Genomic DNA, 17815 nt, shown 5'->3' on the forward strand with positions numbered 1-17815 from the left:
ACGCTAACCTCACCGCACCTCGGGTTCCCAGCCGATCCGTCAAGTGATGACCATCCGCACGGGGGACCCATGACTATCCTCATGGCAGCGGCGTGAACCATTGCACAGCAACGGGATCCGCCGAAGTTTGAGCGGGAACGTGCTGAACAAGGTCGCGGCAACGACGAGGGCCGGTGAGTCAGCCTCGCGGCGCACGCTTGGGAAGCTTCCCGGTCGATCCCTTGCGCCGTGCACGCCGACGTCGTCCCCGACCACACCGGTCGGGTCTACGTCTCCGCCATGTTCGAAGGCCCGCTCAGCCCAGAACCCACCGAAGCGCCTCGCCGTGCGTTGTGTCGGCTGCCGTTCACGAGGTCGTTGAAGCGGTCCACCGTCCAGATGGTGCGCAGTCCGAGGCGGCCCATCATCATCGGCCTCGGGAACTTCGGTTTCGCTGCCCACAACGTCTGCAGGTCCGGATGCCGCTCGCCGTCGATGAGGGCGTCGGCGATGAGCGTGCCTACGTACGGGGCTTGGGCCAAGCCGTGGCCGTTGCAGGCGATTGAGTAGTAGATGTTCTCGCCGATCTGGCCCGCAACAGGAAGCCAAGAAGACGTGATGGCGATCCAGCCGCCCCAGGCTCGCTCGATCGTTAGGTCCGACAGTGACGGGAAGCGCGATGCGAAGGCGCGCGCCAGTTCCTCGACCAGGTCTGGGTCTGGGGACTTTTCCGGTAGCGGGTAGCTGGTTCCGCGTTCTAGGCGGCGCACACCGAACACGATGGTGTTGCGCGGGGTGAGCCGGTAGTTTTCCATGATCGCGTGCTGGGTGACGAGGCCAATGCGGCTGGTCCAGCCGAGTGCGGCGAGCCGGTCGGGGGCGATGGGTTCGGTCTCGACCTCGGCTACGTAGATCGGGACCGACAGGTGCCGGGGCGTGATGGTCCACTCCCCTGCGAAGGCGTTCGTGGCCAGCACGATCTTGTTCGCGCGGACGCGGCCGCGGGAGGTGGTGACGACCTGCCCGACGTCGGTGACCTTCGTTTGCTCGAAGACGCGGGCGGGCGTATTGAGCAGGATTCGGCGCATGCCCAGGGCGAATTTGCCTGGGTTCATCATTCCGCCGATCACCTCGCGCAGGCCGCCGACGAAACCGCGTGGGATTCCTAGTTCTTCGCTGGTGCCGACTTCTACGCGGCCGCCGGCGCGGGTGACGATCTTCGCCACTCGTCGTACTCGGCCCATCTGGCCGCGTGAGACTGCGGCGAAGGCGTTGCCGGTGGGCTCGTAATCGCAGTCGATGTCGTGTTTGGCGATGAAGTCCTCGACGTGGTGGGCGGCATGTTCGGCGAGCCGCATCATGCCGGGCATTTTCTTGCGTGACAACAGGTTCAGCAGCTGCAGGTCGCCGCCGGGGGCGCCGGCCAGCTGGCCGGCGTTGCGCGAGCTGGAGCCGTGTCCGCAGAACTCCGCTTCCAGCAGCACCACGTCGTGGCCGCGTTCGGTCAGCCGCAGTGCGGTCGACATGCCGTTGATGCCGCCGCCGATGACGGCGACGTCGCAGGTGATGTCCTCGGCCAGGGCCGGGCGGACGTCGGCGGGCGGATCGACCCAGCCGCTGAAGGTGTGGTACTCGACGTTGTCGGTGTTCATTGCGGTTTCCCTCGTGATGCGGTCGGCTGGTTCAGGCTGAGCTGGCTGGACGCGGGTTCGACGCCGGTCCGGACGTTGTGCTCGTGCAGGGCGCGATAGCTGCGGAAGTAGACGAAGAGCTGGGTTCCCCACGTGCCGAGCGCCAGGATGTAGAACACCGTGCGGTGCTGGTCGTCCGGGAACGGGAAGAAGTCGTACATCAGCGCGATCGCGGTGCCGGCCGCGGTGGCGAGACCGGCGCCGACGGCCAGACCGGTGGCACCGATTTTCCACAGCCGCCACGAGAAGTAGGCGAGGAACACCGTCGTGAGGAGGTTGACGACGACGTAGAACGTCGCGGGGCCGACGTGCAGCTGATCGGCGCGGAACTGCTGCAGGTACAACCCGGCGGCGATGGCGACGGCGAAGACTCCGATGTCGACAGTCAGCGACGGCTTGTACCGGCGCGTCACCCGCATCAGGCCCATCACCAGGATGAGGGTGATGCCGACCGACCGCGAGAACGCGTCGAAGAAATAGGCGACGGTGTAAAGGAAACTGCCGTCGTCTCCGCCGAGCAGCGACCAGACCAGGAAGTTCGTGCCGGACGTGGCGACGATGATCCACTCCAGGCCGAGCAGGTAGTTGGAGTAGCGGCGGAGGAACTTCCAGCCGCAGAAGAAGCCGGCGAACATCATCCACAGGTCGGCCAGCAGGAATAGCAGCTCTTTCATGTCATCGAGTCCTTAGTTCCGCGGCGAAGGCGGTTCGCTCGTGTGATCGCGCTCATACGGTACGACAAACTTAGTCATCTGTTCAATATGTTTGACTAACTTCTCCCCTGGCTCCGGATCGGTTCATCCCGCGGCCATCTGGGCCCTGGTAACCTGGTGCTTACTTGATCAAGCGTCCAACTTGCTGGCGCATCTCGTCCCCAGGGGAGGGCTCGTGGCACGGATCTCCGCGGCGCAGCGGCGCCAGGACTTCGTCAACGCCGCCGTCGAGGTCATCGCGAAGCACGGCATCGACGGGGCCACCACCCGCCGGATCGCCGAACAGGCAGGCGCGAACCTGGCGATGGTGCACTACTGCTACGACTCGAAAGAGGACCTCTTCGCCGACGTCTACAAGTTCGTGGTCGGCAAGTTCCGCGTGCTGAGTTCCAAGGTCGACCCGGAGGCGACCTTGACGGAGGCGGCCCGCAAGATCCTGCGCGACATCATGGAGTACTACGTCGAGTCGCCGAGCTTCGCGATTTCGGCACTGGAACTCATCAACTGGGCCCGGCGCCAGCACGAGGACAGCGGGATCGAGCTGTACGACCGGGCGCTCGAAGGGGCGCGCACGGCCCTGCGGGACGCTGCCGCCGACAGCCCCGTCGACGAGGAGACGGTCGACGAGATCGCCTCGGCGATCGCCTGCCTGTCCGACGGATTCGCGGTCGGCTGGATCACCTACGGCGACCGCGCCTTCGCGGAGAAGCAGATGCGGATCGCGGACTCCCTGTTCGAAAACTGGCTGGCGGCCCGGCTGGGCTCCGCGTCCGTCGCGGGGTGAACCCGAAACACGGCGTCAGCCCGCGTGTCCTTCGAGCACCCGCTTGAAGCCGCCGGTGTGCCGGGCCCGCGACAGCGTCGTCGCGAGGACGACCAGTGCCGGGAAGACCAGCGAGACGAAGAAGGTCGTCGTGAAGGCGTCGGCGCTCGGGATGTGCGAGCCGTCGAGCAGGTAGTCGGAGGTCTTGAGGTCCACCGACGCCGGATCGACCGTGCCGGCCAGCATTCCGGCGACGTCGACCGAGCGGTAGACGAACCCGGAGCCGTTCAGCACGATCGTGACGACCGCCGCCCCGACCGCGATCCCGATCGCCATCATCGTGCCCGGCATGCCCGCGGCCATCCCGGATTTCGCCTCCGGCACGACGAACTGCGGGATCGAGAACGAAGCGCTGTAGCCGGCCCGGCTGCCCAGCCCGATGATCCCGGACGCGACGACGTAGTGCCACGCCTGGTCGTGGGCGAGCGCGAGGAAGAGCAAGCCCGCCCCGCAGGTGACGGCGCCGCCGATCAGGATGATTTCCGGACGGCCGCGGGCGATGAGCTTCTCGGAGTACTTGCCGCTGATGAACATGGTCAGCGCGAACGGCAGCAGGATCAGGCTCGTGGTGAGCGGGTCGAAACTCAGGCCGTACTCCGCGAACGCGTGAGACCAGCCGGTCTTGCCGCCGTCGGCGGACAGCGGCAGGCCGTTCACTGTCTGGGCGTAGTAGGTGGACAGCACCAGGAACGCGGCGTCGATGCACCCGAACAGCCCGGCCGAGGCGCAGGCGGTGGTGACGTACGGAGTGCGCAGGACCTTGATGTCGAAGACCGGGGCCTTGACCCGTCGCTCGGCGAAAATCCATCCGGCCGCCGCAAGGACGCCGACGAGCAGGATCGCGGGGGCGTTCTGGCCGATCACGCCGTCCGGCGGCGCACTGAGGGCCAGCAGGATCAGCGAAACCCAGCCGATGAGCCACAGCGTGTTGCCGACGCCGAGCCGGCCCTTGGACTGCGGCGGCGAGTTCGGGACGACGACGAGCAGCGCGATCGTGGTCAGCGCGAACAGCACGGCGAGGACGTAGTAGAACGGCGCGAGCGAAAGGGCGGGCACGGTGCCGTCGGGGTTGAGGCGGGACGGCAGCGACCAGATCCGCACGGAGAGGCCGCCGCCGACCATGCCCAGCACCACGCCGCTGCCGGTGGCCATGACCAGCACCATGACCGCGGTGGAGATGCTCTTGCCGCGCAGGTAGCGGCGCAGGAAGCTGAGCGGCACGAACTGCGCGGCGCTGCCGAAGCCCAGCAGCGCGGAGCCGACGACCAGCGCCGGGTAGGTGTCGACGACGGCCGCCACGAGCGCGCCGCCGGCCAGGAAGGCGCCGGAGAGCAGCGCGATCGACCGGTCGCTCAGCATGTCGGTCAGCCGCGGGATGAGCACGAACCCCGCGCCGCCGCCGAGGGTCAGCGCGGCCAGGATCCAGACCGCGGCGCTCACCGAGTTGTGCGCGTAGCTCGTGGTGATGACTGGCAGCAACGGCGGCACCATGAACGACACCGCGTTGGTCACGGTGGCCAGCAGGGCGGCGACCGCGAGGAGGGCTGACCGGCTGGTCCGCCGGGTGCCCTCCAAGGCCCGCACCTGGGCGAGCGCTACTTCGATCTGCATGGGTGTTCTCCAAGCGGTTGGTTCACAACGGGAGGTCGGGGCTGTCCACGCCGACGACGCGGTCTCCGCAGAAGACCCGCACCGACTCGGCCGGGCCGTGGCCGCCGATCCCGGCCGGGCCCCAGAAGCTCTGCGCGGAGCCGTCGCCGAGGTCGGCGACTTTCGCGCCGTTGACCCGCACCTCGCCCGCGACGAGGCGGGCGCCCACCTCGATCGCGCGGTCGGTGTCGGAGCCGAAGACGTAAGCGTCCAAACCGGACGGTGCGGCGTTGGCGATCCGCACCGCCTCCTCGGCGGAGTCGACGCCGTGCAACGAGATGAGCGGGCCGAACAGTTCCGCCGTGGCCTGGGCCGGGTCGGCTCCGGCGGCGACGGTCGGGGAAAGGAAGAAGCCGCCGAGGTCCGGCAGCCGCGCGGGCTGATGGATGCTCGCTCCGAGGTCGCGCAATCCCGCGATCCGGTTCGCCAGGGTGCGGAAGTGCGGTTCGTTCGAGATCGGGCCGACCTGGGAGTCCTCGTCCAGGGAATGGCCGACGACCAGTTTGGCGATCCGCTCGGTCAGCGCCTCCAGCAAGGGATCGACCATCGACCGGGGCGCGAGGACCTTTCCCGGTCCTTCGCACCACTGGCCGTTGAGCTTGGTCATTCCTTCCAGGATTCCGTCGGCAGTCACGTCCAGGTCGGCGTCGTCGAGCACGACGACCGGGTTGTTGCCGCCGAGTTCCAGTTGCAGGACCTTGAAATCCTCGGCCGCCGCGCGGGCGATGGCGCGGCCCGCGCCCGGTCCGCCGGTGAAGGAGACGATCTTGATCCGCGGGTCGGCGGTGAGCCGCGCGCCGACGTCGCCGGTGCCGTGCACGAGTTGCAGCGCGCCTCGGGGCAGGCCCGCCTCGACAAAGCACTCGACGACGAGCTGCGCGCTCGACGGCGCGTGCTCGGAGGGTTTCAGGATGACCGGGCACCCCGCCGCGATCGCGCTGGTCACTTTGGCGGCGGGGATGAAACTCGGTCCGTTCCACGGGGTGAGGATCGCGGCCGGGCCCCACGGCACCTTGTAGAGCCGGACATCGCGCCCGTCGGCGGCCAGTGCCGTCACGCGCGGGATGGCCACGAGATCGGCTGCGGCCGCGCGGATCCGGTGCGGGAGGAACGCCGCGACCGTGCGGGTGACGCTGATCGGCGTGCCGCTGGTGAGTGCGTCCGCGCGGGCGATGTCCTCGGCGCGGCTCTCCACGATCGCGGCCGCTCGCTCCAGCATCTCCGCCCGTTCGCGCCGGGCGTCCTCGTCCCACCGGCCGATGTCGTACGCCTGCTCGGCGTGCTGAAGGGCGCGTTCGAGGTCGTCCGGCGTGGTGGTGGCGAGCTGGTGGACGGGCTCGCGGGTGTTGGGGTCGACGTTCCACGCGTCGCCGACGGTCGCGCATTCGCTCCATTCGTCGGCGATGTAGTTCACTGGGATTCCGTTGTGCTGCATAGCGTTCGCCTCGATTCGGGGGTGGTCAGGACTGCAGGTCGAGGACGACGCGGGTGACCGCGCCGGACTTCATCGCCTCGAAGCCCTTGGCGATCTCGGCGAACGGGATGACCTGGCTGACCATCTCGTCGAGCAGCAGCCGGCCCTGCTGGTAGAGACGGGCGAACTGCGCGATGTCCTCGCGGGCCTGGCCCGAGCCCATGTAGGAGCCGATGAGCCGCTTCTCCTGGAAGAAGAAATCCAAGGCAGGCACGCTGATTTCGGTGCCAGCGGGTGCGATGCCGACCAGACAGGCCGTGCCCGCGGGACGCACGAGCGCGAGGGCGGTCGCGGCGGTGCGGGCCGAGCCGACTGCCTCGAAGGCGTAGTCGACACCGTCGCCGAGCTGGCGGTGCAGTTCCGCCACCGGGTCGCCGGTGCCGCTGTTGATGACGTGGGTGGCGCCGTAACCGCGGGCGGCTTCGAGCCGCTCGTCGTCTAGGTCGATGGCGACGATCGCGGACGCGCCGGCCAGCCGGGCGCCCTGGATGATGGCCGAGCCGACGCCGCCGCAGCCGATGACCGCGGCGGTGCTGCCAGGCCGCAGCTGCGCCCCGCGAAACACCGCGCCGACGCCGGTGACGACGCAGCACGACAGCAGGCAGGCCACGTGCAGCGGGACGTCGTCCGGCAGCCGCACGAGCGCGTTCTCCCGCATCAGGACGTGCTGAGAGAACGCTCCGATGTCGCCCAGCCGTCCGATCGGCCTGCCGTCGGCGAACTGGTACGCCGGACGCGGGCGGCGGCGGATCTCCTCGATCCGCAGGCACTGCGTCGACCGGCCCGCGGCGCAGGGAGCGCACAGGCCGCACGAGGGGGTCAGCGCTCCGGTCACCCGGTCCCCCGGGCGCAGTTCGGTGACGGCCGAGCCGACGGCCTCCACGACCCCCGCCACCTCATGGCCGAGCACCACGGGGGTTTCGATGGGCACCGAGCCCGTCAGGTAGTGCAGATCGCTGTGGCACAGACCGACATTCGCGACCGAGACGCGCACCTCGTGCGGTTCCGGGTCGTCCACGCGGATGTCGGTCAGTTCGAGTGGCCGGTTGACTTCGGTCAGTACTGCGGCGCGGGTTTCGATCATGCGGCCGCCTCCTCTGGGTTCGTGGTTGGGGTTAGGCGCGGGAGGACCAGAAGGCCTCGACGCCCGCGCTGAGAACACCGCTCTGCCAAGCGACGCGGGCCGCCTCGTCTTCGCGGGCGAAGGCGGCTTCGATCTCCTCGGCCGGCGGGCGCAGAAGAGCGAGGTGGAGGGCGGTCGTGTTGCCCTCCGGGGTCCACTCGCGCACGGTGTCGATCGCGCGGTCGAGCAGCGCTCCGGGTTCGGCCAGCTCGTCGAGCAGGCCGATGCGCAGCGCCTCCTCGGCGTCGATCCGAGGGGATCCGAGCACCATGCGCATCGCGTGGTTGCCGACCAGGCGGTGCAGCAGCAGACTCGACGCGTTGGAGATGGTGAGTCCCCGGCCGTTTTCCGGTTGGTAGTACTCGGTCGCCGCCGTGCCGATGCGCGCGTCGCAGCAGAGCGTGATCTCCGAGGCTCCGCCGACAGCAATGCCGTTGACGGCCGCGATCACCGGCACCCGTGTCGCCAGGATCGCGCGGGTGATGTCGTGGAAGCTCTCGAAGGCTTGGCGGACCTCGGCGTCGGTGGTCGGCGTTTGGCGGAGGTCTTCTCCGGCGGAGAACGCGCGTCCGGCGCCGGTGAGCACGATGCCGCGCACGGTCTCGCCGGTGCCGAGTTCGCGGATCAGGGCCGCGAGCCGGAGCCGAGTGTCCACAGTGAACACGTTGAGCTTTTCCGGACGGTTGAAGGTCACGACGGCGACCTCGCGGACGACCTCGGTGTCGAGGAACTGCTCGGCAGACATGGCTAGCTCCTTCGGGACGAGAAGTCGTAGGTGGTGCCTGAGGCGCGTTCCCGCAGTGCGGGCTTGGACACGCGTTCGGACGGGGTGCGGGGGAAGTCGGCGACGAACTCGACGTAGCGCGGCACCTTGAAACGGGCGAGCTGGGCGCCCGCTTGTTCGCGGATGTGCTCGGCGGTCGTCCGGTCGGCGGCGATTCCGTTGCGCAGCTGGAGAAACGCCTTGACCTCCTCGCCGAGCACCTCGTCGGGGACAGCGAGCACCGCGGCGGCGACCACGCGGTCGTCCCGTTCCAGTGCTGCCTCGACCTCGGCGCAGGCCACGTTCTCGCCGCCGCGGCGCACCATGTCCTTGATCCGCCCGACCAGCCGGAGGCCCCCGCCGGGACCGCGGACGACGAGGTCGCCGGTGTGCAACCGGCCGTCGCGCAGCACCGCTTCGGTGGCGTCGGGACGGTTCCAGTACCCGGTCATTATCGGCTTTCCCGCGACGACCAGCTCGCCCGGTTCGCCGTCCGGCACCTCGCTGCCGTCCGGGGCGACGACGCGGACCCGCTTCGTGGGCACCGGGCCGCCCAGGCTGCCGGTGCCCACCGTTTCGGTGTCGGCGAGCGGGCTGAACAAGTCCACCCCGGACTCCGTCATCCCGTAGATCTCCCGCCACGGAGCGCCCCACCGATCCTCCAGCTTCGCGTGCAGGGCAACGGGAATCCCCGAGCAGAACACCATCCGCAGCCGGTTGTCACGGTCCTCGTGCGTCGGCGGCTGTTTGAACAGCAGCGTCGGCATGGACCCGAGGACGTAGAAGAAAGTGACGCCGTGGCGGCGGACGTCGGCCATGAAGGTCGATGCGGAGAACCGGGGCAAGACGACCAGCGGCGCGCCGACGGTCAGCGCCAGCGCGGTATTCCACTGTGGATCCATGTAGGAATACGGTTGTGCGGTAAGGATTACGTCCTCGGCGCCGAGGCCGGTCGCGCCCGCGCAGACCCAGCCAAGCCGCAGCCAGTAGTCGTGGGTGAGCATGCAGGCTTTCGGGAAGCCGGTCGTGCCCGAGGTGTATTGGAGGTTCGCCAGCGTCTCCGCTTCGGCCGGAACCGGCGGTGCCTGCGTGGGAAACGGCTCCGAGCCGTCGTCGGCCACGTCGACCACGCGAACGTCCGGAGCCCGCACCTCGGCCACCAACGCGGCCCGCTCGGCGTCGGTGAAGACGAGCCGGGCACCCGAATCGCGCAGCACGAAGGCGAGATCCGCGCTCCGGTACGAGCAGTTGACCGGGACGACGACCGCGCCCGCCTTCAGCGCGGCCAGCCACACCACCGGCCAGTGGACGACGTTCGGGAGCATGATCGCGACCCGGTCCCCCGGACGGACGCCGTCGACCTCGATCAGCCGGTGCGCCAGCCGCGAGGTCCAAGCGTCGATTTCGCCGAACGTCCAGGATCCGTCGGTGAACCGCAGGAACTCCCGGTCTCCCGCGTCCTCGGCTCGGCGCGCCAGCAACGCGGTCAGCGTCGGGACCGGCGGGTCCTCGCCCATCCGCTCCATGCCGGTGTTCACACAAAACTCCTTTCCAGCCGGCGGCCGGCTTCGGCGACGACCCAGGCGAACGCCGGATCGCTGCTGGCCATCCACTCCGGATGCCACTGGACGCCGAGCACCGGAGCGCCCGGCAGCTCCACCGCCTCGACCACTCCGTCGCTCGTGCGGCCGGTCACCACCAGGCCGGTACCGCAGCGGTCGACCGCTTGGTGATGCCAGGAATTGGTGCGCGCGGACACGCCGAACAGGCTGGCGGCGGTCGAGCCCGGCTCGAAGGCCACGACGTGGTCGGCGGTCCCGTCGGTGGGCGCGGCCTCCGTCGACAGGTGCGCCACCGGACCGGCGGGCAGGTCGGCGATCAGGGTGCCGCCCAAGGCGACGTTGAGCACCTGGAGGCCGCGGCACACCGCCAGCACCGGAATCCGGCGTTCGAGTGCTTCCCGGACCAGGGCGATCTCGTACTCGTCCCGCGCCGCGTCGTGGACCATCGGGTCGGTGCGCGGGTCGACGTCGCGGACGACCGAGGTGTCGCCGCCCCAGCGCGCCGGGTGGACGTCCTGCCCGCCGGTCACCACGACCGCGGACAGCCACTCGCACACCCCCGCCGGGTCGGTGTCGTAGGACAGGTGGACCGGGAGGCCGCCCGCCGCCGCGACCCGCGTCGCGAAGTCCGCCATGAAACTGTCCGCGCACCGGTCGCCGTACCGTTCGTCGGCTCCGGCGAGCAGGGACAGCTGGAAGCGCCGCCCGGTGATGCCGATCAGCGGGTTCACGGCAGCTCGAAGTATCGGGCGGACTCCCACTCGGAAAGCTCGGCGAACGGGTCGCCGCCCATGGTGTGGAAAGCCAGCCATTCCCACCGGCGCGACGCGATCCAGAAGTCGACGAACTCGTTGCCGAGCAGCTCGCGCAGGTTCTCGTCGGCGTCGAGCGCGGCGGCCGCTTTTGTGATGGTGTCCGGGATCCGCTCGATGCCGAGCCCGGGCGGCAGGCACCACGCCATGTCGGAGACCGGCTCCGGCGGCTCCAGTTTCTGTTCCACGCCCGCGATGACTCCGGCCAGGACGCCGGCGAGCGCGAGGTAGAGGTTCGCGTCCGCGCCGGGGAGGCGGTACTCGAGACGGGAGTACTCCGGGTGGCCGACGACCGCGCGCACCGCGGCGGTTTTGTTGCTGATGCCCCAGCTGATCGTGACCGGCGGCCCGCTGAGGTCGACCAGCCTCCGGTACGAGGTGATCTGGGGCAGCACGATCGAGGTGTTGCCGGCGATGGTCGCCAGCAGGCCGCCGACGGCGTGCAGCATGGTTTCGGACGGCCCGTCCTCGGCGTAGAACGCGTTGGCTCCGTCGCGCTGCAGAGAGAGGTTGATGTGCGACGCCTGGCCGTAACCGGCGGTGGGCTTGGCCATGAAGGTGACGCTGCGGCCGAGGTCGTGGGCCACCTCCCGCATCACCTGGCGGGTGCGCGCCCAGTCGTCGGCGACCTTGATCGGGTCGCCCATCGCGATGTTGAGTTCGATCTGGCCGGCGGCGTCCTCGTCGTTCCAGGCCTCCCAGACGATGCCGACCTCGTCGAGGCGCTCGGTCACCGCGTGCAGGTATTCGAACCAGTCCTTGGACTTGGCGTGGTGATAGGCCGTGCCGGCGGTGCCGCCGAGCGGCGACAGGTCGCGGTAGCCGCGGGCGCGTGCCTCGTGGATCGACTCCTCGAAGACCGTCGCCTCGATCTCGACCGCGACGGTGGCGGTGTAGCCGTGCTGGGCGAGCCGGTCGACCATGCGGCGCACCAGGTTGCGCGGGCAGAGCGGGACCGGACGGCCGTCCTTCAGCCAGTAGTCGCCGATCACCGCGTCCAGGCCCGGCTTCCAGCGCACCAAAGTGGACGGGTCCGGCCGCAGGTAGACGTCGTCGATGTGGCCGCGCCACTCGGGAAACGCCGCGCCGAACACCGGCAGGTTGCCCAGATCGAGGCCGAACAACAGGTCCGCGTGCGGAAAACCGGCGTGTTGGCCGGACTCGAACTTGCGGGGCGAGACGACCTTGCCGAGGAAACAGCCCTCGTGGTTGGTGGCCTCGAGGCGCACGGCGCGCGGGGTGTCAGACATCGTAACGAACCTTCCAGGAGGCACCGGCCATGACCGAGAGCTGCGACATGGTTCCCTGCAGGCCAAGGGCACCGGCGTTGAGAACGGCGAAAAGGTCGTCTGCGCCGGAGAAAATGCCCGCGAGCGACTCGGGATCCGACGCGATGAGGTAGCGCGACTCGCCCTCTCCGAGCACGAGCTGCTCCAGCCCGCCTTCGCCCTCGGTGACCACCACCAGCGTCTCGGGCATGCCCGGGAGCGTCCGGGTGCGTTCCCAGAACTGCTTCGCACCTTCGCGCCATGGGGGAACCGGCGGGGTGAGCGCGTGCAGCACTCCGGCGGCGAGGTCGGTGTCGCCGATGGCCTCCGCGGCCGGCGCGAACCGGCCGTTCAGGTCGACCGTCACCACCGCGTCGGGCTCGACCAGCACTCCGGTGGAGACGTCGATTCCCTTGGGGCTGAAGGCAATCGTGGCCGACTGGGGCGTGTCGTGCGACTTCACCGCGACGACCCCGCTGGTCCGGGTGAGATCCTCCAGCGCGTAACCGGCGCGGTGCGCGTCCCGCAGCGTGCGGCCGATCAGCCGGACGATCGGGCTGGCGTCGTCCTCGATCCTGATCTCGACCCGCGCGGCGTCCGCGGCGCGCTTCCCTCTGGTCATTTCCGGTCCTTTCGGAGGCCGTTCGCGGCGAACTTAGTCATTTGACTGAGGCAGTTGACCAGTGATAGTGAGTCACGGGTCACACGGTGTCAACACCCTTCGCCAAATTCGCCAGAAAGGTCCTCGATGACCGAACCCTCGTGCTGGGCCCGCCTCGACCGCGACGCATTCCTTGTCGCACAAGCGATCGCGGCCGCCCTGCCCGCTCCCGTCCGCGAACTCGGCGCCGAAACCGCGCGCGCGATGCTGGCGAGCACGCCGTCCGAAGTCCCGCTCACGCCACTCGATCGGGTCGAAGACCTCGTGGTGCCGACGCGTACCGGACAGCTCCGGGCACGTCGCTACCACGCACCGACGAAACGGGACGGCGTGCTGCTCTACCTCCACGGCGGCGGGTTCGTCCTCGGCACGCTCGACGGCGCGGACGAAGCGTGCCGCGCCATCGCGGCCAGATCAGGCTGGGACGTGGTGTCCCTGGAGTACCGGCTCGCGCCCGAACACCCGTATCCGGCCGCGCTCGAGGACGCCATCGACACGGTCGCCTGGCTCCGGAAGAACGACAGCGGCCGGATCGCCGTCGGTGGCGACTCGGCGGGCGGCAACCTCGCCGCCGCGCTCTGCCTGCACCTGCGCGAGCAAGGTTTGCCCTTGCCGGACACCCAAATCCTGATCTACCCGGCGGTCGACGACCGCTTCTCGACACCGTCCTGGACCGAGTTCGCGGACGCTCCCCTGCTGACCGCCGCCGACGCGCGCTGGTTCTGGGAGCAGTACGTCGGGGACAGTTCCGCCGCCATCGACCAGTACGCGGCACCGATGAAGGCAGCCTCCCTGCGCGACCTGCCGCCAGCACTCGTGCTCACCGCCGAGGTCGATCCGCTGCGCGACGACGCGGAGGCCTACGCCGAACGCCTGCGGGCCGACGGCGTGCCGGTCACGCTCGTGCGCCACACCGGTGTCTTCCATGGGTTTTTCACCGAAGTCGGCGTCTTCCCGCAGACCAGTGCCGCTCTCGACGACGCGGCGCGCCACCTCCGGGCCATTGACTCAGGTCACCTCGGCCCGTAGCTTCTTAGTCACTCGACTCAGACCGTTGACCACCTCGCTCGGCCACTCTCGAGGAGCGGAGACCATGACCGACCGCACGACCCCGCCCGCCCCCGTCGTCGACGTCCTGTGCGTCGGCGCCGGGTTCTCCGGCCTGTACGCCGCCTACCAGGCACGCGAGCGAGGCTGGACGTTCGCCGGTTTCGAGGCCGCTCCCGACGTCGGCGGCACGTGGTTCTTGAACACCTATCCGGGCGCGCGCTGCGACGTCGAAAGCATCTACTACTCGTATTCCTTCAGCGAGGAACTGCAGAAGGAATGGACGTGGAGCGAGCGTTTCGCGCCGCAGGCGGAGATCCTCCGCTACATCAACCACGTCGCCGATCGTTTCGACCTGCGCCGGTGTTTCCAGTTCTCCACCAAAGTGGTGGCGGCGAATTGGCTGCCCGAGGAAAAGCTCTGGGAGGTGGCGCTCGATTCCGGCGCCACCCGGCGGGGCCGCTACCTCCTGGCCGCGTCGGGCGGGCTGTCCACGCCGAAGGACGTCGACGTCCCCGGACTGAAGAACTTCACCGGCCGCACCGTGTCGACGAGCCGCTGGAACGTTTCGCTCGACGATCTCGCGGGCAAGCGGGTCGCGGTGATCGGCACGGGATCGTCTGGCGTGCAATGCATTCCGCTCATCGCCGAAGTGGCCGAGCAGCTGACCGTGTTCCAGCGCACCGCCAACTACGTCTTCCCCGCCCGCAACCGCGCGCTGCCGCCCGAGGTCGTCGACGAGATCAAGAGCCGGTACCCGGAAATCCGGCAGGAGTGCCGTTATTCGCCCGGCGGCATTCCGGACCGCCCGGTGACCGACCGCGCCTTCGACGTTTCCGACGAGGAGCGCCAGCGCCGTTACGAGGCAGCGTACGAGCGCAGCGGATTCCTGGGCGTAGGCGCGGAATTCGCCGACCTGCTCTTCGATCTCGACGCCAACAAAACCGCGGCCGACTTCTTCCGCGGCAAGATCCACGAGATCGTCCACGACCAGCGCACGGCGACGCTCCTGGAACCGCACTTCCCGCTCGGTGCCAAGCGAAGCTGTTTCGGCACTGACTACTACGAAACGTTCAACCGCCCCAACGTTTCCCTGGTCTCGCTCCGCGAAGAGCCCATCACCACGATGACCGCGGACAGCATCGTCACCGAGGCCGGCTCCTACGAGGTCGACGTCATCGTCCTGGCGATCGGGTTCGACGCCTTCACCGGACCGCTCTTCGGGCTCAACGTCACCGCGCCCGGCCACGGCAAGCTGCAGGACGTCTGGCGCGACGGCGTACGCACCTACCTCGGCCTGCTGACCGCCGGATTCCCCAACTTCTTCATGGTCGCCGGCCCGCAGAGCCCGGCGCTGGCCAGCAACGTCGTGATGACCATCGAGCAGGCGGTCGACTGGATCACCGACCTCATCGCGCACGCACGCGCCGAGGGCCGCGAGGTCATCGAAGCGACTTCCGAGGGCCAGGACGACTGGGTGGACATCACCGAGTGGACGGTGAACCAGACGCTCTACGCGAGCACCGATTCGTGGTACCGCGGCTCGAATATCGCGGGAAAGCCGTCGACGTTCATGGGCTACGTCGGCGGTGTCGGCCGTTACCGCCGGATCTGCGAGGAGATCGCCCGCCGCGGCTATCCCGGCGTCTCCCTCGACGGTCACGCCGCCGCCACGGGCCTCGGCCGGATCGACACGGAGGTCGCCGGATGAAGGTCGTCCATCAGCGTTACGTCGCGTACTCCGACGCGCATTACGCCGGAAACCTTGTCGACGGCGCATACAGCCTGAAGCTGTTCGGCGACGCCGGAACCCACCTGGCGATCGTCGGCGACGGCCACGAAAGCCTTTTCGCGGGCTACTCCTCCGTCGAGTTCCTCGCGCCGGTCCGCGGCGGCGACGTGATCGAAGTCGAGGCGCGCCTGGCGGCCAAGGGCACCCGCAGCCGGACAGTCGACTTCGAACTGCGCGTCATCTGCCGCTCCATCGGCGAATCCGGGCGGGCCGAAGTGCTGGCCGAACCCATCGTCGCCACCCGCGCCCGCGGTACGGGCGTCATCCCCGCCGATCTCGTGGAGGAGAACCAATGACCAGCGTGCGCGAGGAGACCTGCGAGGTCGTGGTGATCGGCGCCGGCATGGCCGGGCTGATGGCCGCGACCACGCTGGCCGACCGGGACGTCGTCGTGCTCGAAGCCGCGGGCCGGGCCGGCGGCCGCGTGGATTCGGTGCGCCAGGGCGATTACTGGATCAACCTCGGCACCCAGTTCACCGAGGGCACCGGTCCGCTGATCGACGCCCTGCACCGGCACCAGGTCCCGATGGGTTCGCTCGCCGGGAAGTCGGTGGCGCTGTCGCTCGGCGGGAAACAGGTCGACACGTCCAACCCGTTCGCCCTGATGTTCCGGTCCCGGATGAGCTTCCTGGACCGGCTCGGGCTGGCGGCCGTGGGCACCCGGATCATCGCCAACGTCCCGTTCCTGGAGATGGAAAACCGCTGGGCGAAACGGGTCCAGGCGAAGCTCGACGCCCGGCGCGCGGACTTCGTGCTGCGCGGGGTCACTTCGGACCTTGCCCGGAAAATGGTCCGCTCGTGGTCCGGGCAGTGGATGGGCTGCGAACCGGAGGAGACCGCCGCCGCGCAGTTCGTCTACTCGATGGGCATCCTGCTGACCGACCCCGGGAAGGTCCCGAACCTCTCGCTGCCCGAAGGCGGCAACCAGACGCTGACCGACATCCTGGCCGAGGACCTCGGCGACCGGATCCGGCTGAACTCGCCGGTGACCTCCTTGACGCGGAACGGCGACGGCGTGGTTGTCGAGTACGACAGCGCGGACGGACCGGTGCGCCTGCGCGCCCAGCGTGCCGTCGTCGCGGTGCCCGCCGACATCGCGGGGCGGATCATCCGCGACCTGCCTTCCGCGTACCGCAACGCGTTCGCGGACATCCGCTACGGCCGGTACGTCGTGGTGGGTTTCTTCACCCACGAGGAGGGACCGCAGAGCTGGGACGACTATCTGGCGGTGTCGACGCCGGAGCTGTCGTTCCAGGCGGTGTTCAACCACGCGGCCGCCCTGCGTCGCGGAGACAAGCGCAAACCCGGCGGCGCGCTGGCCTGCTTCGCCGGCGGGGCCGAGGCGGACAGGCTGTTCGAGCTGAGCGACGAGGAGATCGTCGCCCGCTTCACCGCGGACCTCCTGAACCTCTACCCCGAGCTGAAGGGGAAGATCGACGAAGGCATCCTCCGCCGGCACCCACGGGTCGTGCCGTTTTGGGCGCCCGGCGGAAGGGCCTCGCTCGCTACGCTGCGCCAGAACCTCGGACCCGTGTACCTCGCTGGCGACTACCAGCTCGATGTGCCGTCACTGGCCGACGCGGCCAACTCGGGGCAGCAGGCCGGGGAAAAGGTGCTGGCTAGCTTGCCCTCGTGCGGCTCCGCTACCTGATCGGGCGGCTGACCAGCTCGTCGAACTCACGGTCCGGCAGAGTCCGGTTCAACTCCAGCAACTGCTCGGCGTGCAAGCCCACGGCATAGCGGGTCTCCGGCGGATCCGCTTCCACCGCCTGCCGGATCGCCTCCGCGACGACGGACGGGTCAGCACCGTCCGCGAGGCCGGTTTCCGAGTGGCTCGCCATCTTCTCCGCCATTTCCCGGTAAGCGCCCTGGCCGGAATACTGCCGCAGTTGCGAAGCCGTCTGGTCCTCGAATTCGGTCTTGATGATGCCCGGCTGGATGATCACCACCTCGATGCCGAAGGGGCGGACCTCCATCCGCAGCGTGTCGGAGTACGCCTCCAGCGCGTGTTTCGAGGCGTAGTACCAGGAACCGAGCGGCAGGCTGATCTCCCCGCCGATCGAGGAGACGTTGACGATGCGGCCCGATCCTTGCGCGCGCATGGCGGGCAGGACGAGCTGAACCAGCCTGGCCGGCGCGAACACGTTGACCTCGAACTGGTCTCGGGCAGCATCGAGCGGGACGTCTTCGGCGGCGCCGTGCAGGACTGTTCCGGCGTTGTTGACCAGGACGTCGATCCGGCCCTGCTCGTCCAGGACCGTGCGGACGGCGCTGTCTAGGTCGGCTTCGTTTCGGGCGTCCATGGCCAGCGCGTGCCCACCCGCGGCGCGTAGGTTGTCCATTTTGGACAGCCGACGCGCGGCTCCGTAAACGATGTGCCCGGCCTGCAGCAGGTTCAGCGCGGTGGCGCGGCCGATTCCGGCGGAGGCTCCGGTGATCAAGCAGACTTTCGGCACG

At 69.1% G+C, this 17815-nt stretch carries 16 protein-coding genes; 5 read left to right on the forward strand and 11 right to left on the reverse strand.

Annotated features, from left to right (window positions below):
* Window positions 1–266 precede the first annotated feature (266 nt).
* Together RPX00_RS42080 and RPX00_RS42085 are read right to left on the reverse strand one after the other, a co-directional pair.
* The gene (locus tag RPX00_RS42080; RefSeq protein WP_406634129.1) at window positions 267–1631 is read right to left on the reverse strand and encodes an NAD(P)/FAD-dependent oxidoreductase; all 1365 of its coding nucleotides are present in this window, start codon (window positions 1629–1631) and stop codon (window positions 267–269) included.
* Complete coding sequence (locus RPX00_RS42085) at window positions 1628–2344, reverse strand: transporter (protein ID WP_406634131.1); 717 nt, start codon at window positions 2342–2344, stop codon at window positions 1628–1630. Before RPX00_RS42085 ends, RPX00_RS42080 begins: the two co-directional genes overlap by 4 nt.
* A gap of 214 nt (window positions 2345–2558) precedes the next feature.
* Here RPX00_RS42085 and RPX00_RS42090 point away from each other — a divergent pair, with 214 nt between their 5' ends.
* Window positions 2559–3167 (forward strand): TetR/AcrR family transcriptional regulator, encoded by a 609-nt coding sequence (locus RPX00_RS42090; RefSeq protein WP_406634133.1) that lies wholly within the window; start codon window positions 2559–2561, stop codon window positions 3165–3167.
* A 15-nt stretch (window positions 3168–3182) separates the two neighbouring features.
* Here RPX00_RS42090 and RPX00_RS42095 read toward each other — a convergent pair whose 3' ends face one another.
* Genes RPX00_RS42095 through RPX00_RS42130 form a run of 8 tightly spaced genes read right to left on the reverse strand, consistent with a single transcriptional unit; the run spans window position 3183 to window position 12480 of the window.
* The gene (locus RPX00_RS42095) at window positions 3183–4817 is read right to left on the reverse strand and encodes an MFS transporter (RefSeq protein WP_406634135.1); all 1635 of its coding nucleotides are present in this window, start codon (window positions 4815–4817) and stop codon (window positions 3183–3185) included.
* Between the two features lie 22 nt (window positions 4818–4839).
* A complete protein-coding gene (locus RPX00_RS42100; RefSeq protein ID WP_406634137.1) occupies window positions 4840–6270 on the reverse strand; it encodes an aldehyde dehydrogenase family protein in 1431 nt (476 codons plus the stop codon).
* 46 nt (window positions 6271–6316) lie between these two features.
* Complete coding sequence (locus tag RPX00_RS42105) at window positions 6317–7414, reverse strand: Zn-dependent alcohol dehydrogenase (RefSeq protein WP_406634139.1); 1098 nt, start codon at window positions 7412–7414, stop codon at window positions 6317–6319.
* Window positions 7415–7445: 31 nt separating this feature from the next.
* On the reverse strand, window positions 7446–8198 hold the full coding sequence (locus tag RPX00_RS42110) for an enoyl-CoA hydratase/isomerase family protein (protein ID WP_406634141.1): 753 nt from the start codon (window positions 8196–8198) through the stop codon (window positions 7446–7448).
* Window positions 8199–8200: 2 nt separating this feature from the next.
* Window positions 8201–9754 carry a class I adenylate-forming enzyme family protein gene (locus RPX00_RS42115; RefSeq protein WP_406634143.1) on the reverse strand — a complete coding sequence of 518 codons (1554 nt, stop codon included), beginning with the start codon at window positions 9752–9754 and terminating at the stop codon, window positions 8201–8203.
* Window positions 9751–10509: a gamma-glutamyl-gamma-aminobutyrate hydrolase family protein gene (locus RPX00_RS42120; RefSeq protein WP_406634145.1), complete on the reverse strand. Its 759-nt coding sequence runs from the start codon at window positions 10507–10509 to the stop codon at window positions 9751–9753. Before RPX00_RS42120 ends, RPX00_RS42115 begins: the two co-directional genes overlap by 4 nt.
* On the reverse strand, window positions 10506–11840 hold the full coding sequence (locus RPX00_RS42125; RefSeq protein WP_406634147.1) for a glutamine synthetase family protein: 1335 nt from the start codon (window positions 11838–11840) through the stop codon (window positions 10506–10508). Before RPX00_RS42125 ends, RPX00_RS42120 begins: the two co-directional genes overlap by 4 nt.
* Window positions 11833–12480, reverse strand: a complete 648-nt coding sequence (locus RPX00_RS42130; protein ID WP_406634149.1) for a hypothetical protein — start codon at window positions 12478–12480, stop codon at window positions 11833–11835. The genes RPX00_RS42125 and RPX00_RS42130 overlap by 8 nt, the downstream gene beginning before the upstream one ends.
* Before the next feature lie 126 nt (window positions 12481–12606).
* Between RPX00_RS42130 and RPX00_RS42135 the strand changes: the two genes are divergently transcribed.
* The 4 genes from RPX00_RS42135 to RPX00_RS42150 all read left to right on the forward strand — a co-directional run bounded on the left by RPX00_RS42135 (window position 12607) and on the right by RPX00_RS42150 (window position 17009).
* Window positions 12607–13548: an alpha/beta hydrolase gene (locus tag RPX00_RS42135; protein WP_406634151.1), complete on the forward strand. Its 942-nt coding sequence runs from the start codon at window positions 12607–12609 to the stop codon at window positions 13546–13548.
* Window positions 13549–13612: 64 nt separating this feature from the next.
* Window positions 13613–15277 carry a flavin-containing monooxygenase gene (locus RPX00_RS42140; RefSeq protein ID WP_406634153.1) on the forward strand — a complete coding sequence of 555 codons (1665 nt, stop codon included), beginning with the start codon at window positions 13613–13615 and terminating at the stop codon, window positions 15275–15277.
* Entirely contained in the window at window positions 15274–15654 is a 381-nt protein-coding gene (locus tag RPX00_RS42145; protein WP_406634155.1) for a hotdog fold domain-containing protein, read from the forward strand. Before RPX00_RS42140 ends, RPX00_RS42145 begins: the two co-directional genes overlap by 4 nt.
* A complete protein-coding gene (locus RPX00_RS42150; protein WP_406634157.1) occupies window positions 15651–17009 on the forward strand; it encodes a flavin monoamine oxidase family protein in 1359 nt (452 codons plus the stop codon). The genes RPX00_RS42145 and RPX00_RS42150 overlap by 4 nt, the downstream gene beginning before the upstream one ends.
* Here the strand turns inward: RPX00_RS42150 and RPX00_RS42155 are convergent.
* The gene (locus RPX00_RS42155) at window positions 17002–17814 is read right to left on the reverse strand and encodes an oxidoreductase (protein WP_406634159.1); all 813 of its coding nucleotides are present in this window, start codon (window positions 17812–17814) and stop codon (window positions 17002–17004) included. The genes RPX00_RS42150 and RPX00_RS42155 overlap by 8 nt on opposite strands.
* Window position 17815: the final 1 nt, after the last annotated feature.

The organism is Amycolatopsis sp. WGS_07, from assembly GCF_045278895.1.
Classification (GTDB): Bacteria; Actinomycetota; Actinomycetes; order Mycobacteriales; family Pseudonocardiaceae; genus Amycolatopsis.

Coding starts and splice junctions, on each gene's coding strand:
- RPX00_RS42080 (WP_406634129.1), bottom strand. CDS start 1,631: ATGAACACCGACAACGTCGAGTACCACACCTTCAGCGGCTGGGTCGAT.
- RPX00_RS42085 (WP_406634131.1), bottom strand. CDS start 2,344: ATGAAAGAGCTGCTATTCCTGCTGGCCGACCTGTGGATGATGTTCGCC.
- RPX00_RS42095 (WP_406634135.1), bottom strand. CDS start 4,817: ATGCAGATCGAAGTAGCGCTCGCCCAGGTGCGGGCCTTGGAGGGCACC.
- RPX00_RS42105 (WP_406634139.1), bottom strand. CDS start 7,414: ATGATCGAAACCCGCGCCGCAGTACTGACCGAAGTCAACCGGCCACTC.
- RPX00_RS42110 (WP_406634141.1), bottom strand. CDS start 8,198: ATGTCTGCCGAGCAGTTCCTCGACACCGAGGTCGTCCGCGAGGTCGCC.
- RPX00_RS42125 (WP_406634147.1), bottom strand. CDS start 11,840: ATGTCTGACACCCCGCGCGCCGTGCGCCTCGAGGCCACCAACCACGAG.
- RPX00_RS42130 (WP_406634149.1), bottom strand. CDS start 12,480: ATGACCAGAGGGAAGCGCGCCGCGGACGCCGCGCGGGTCGAGATCAGG.
- RPX00_RS42135 (WP_406634151.1), top strand. CDS start 12,607: ATGACCGAACCCTCGTGCTGGGCCCGCCTCGACCGCGACGCATTCCTT.
- RPX00_RS42140 (WP_406634153.1), top strand. CDS start 13,613: ATGACCGACCGCACGACCCCGCCCGCCCCCGTCGTCGACGTCCTGTGC.
- RPX00_RS42145 (WP_406634155.1), top strand. CDS start 15,274: ATGAAGGTCGTCCATCAGCGTTACGTCGCGTACTCCGACGCGCATTAC.
- RPX00_RS42150 (WP_406634157.1), top strand. CDS start 15,651: ATGACCAGCGTGCGCGAGGAGACCTGCGAGGTCGTGGTGATCGGCGCC.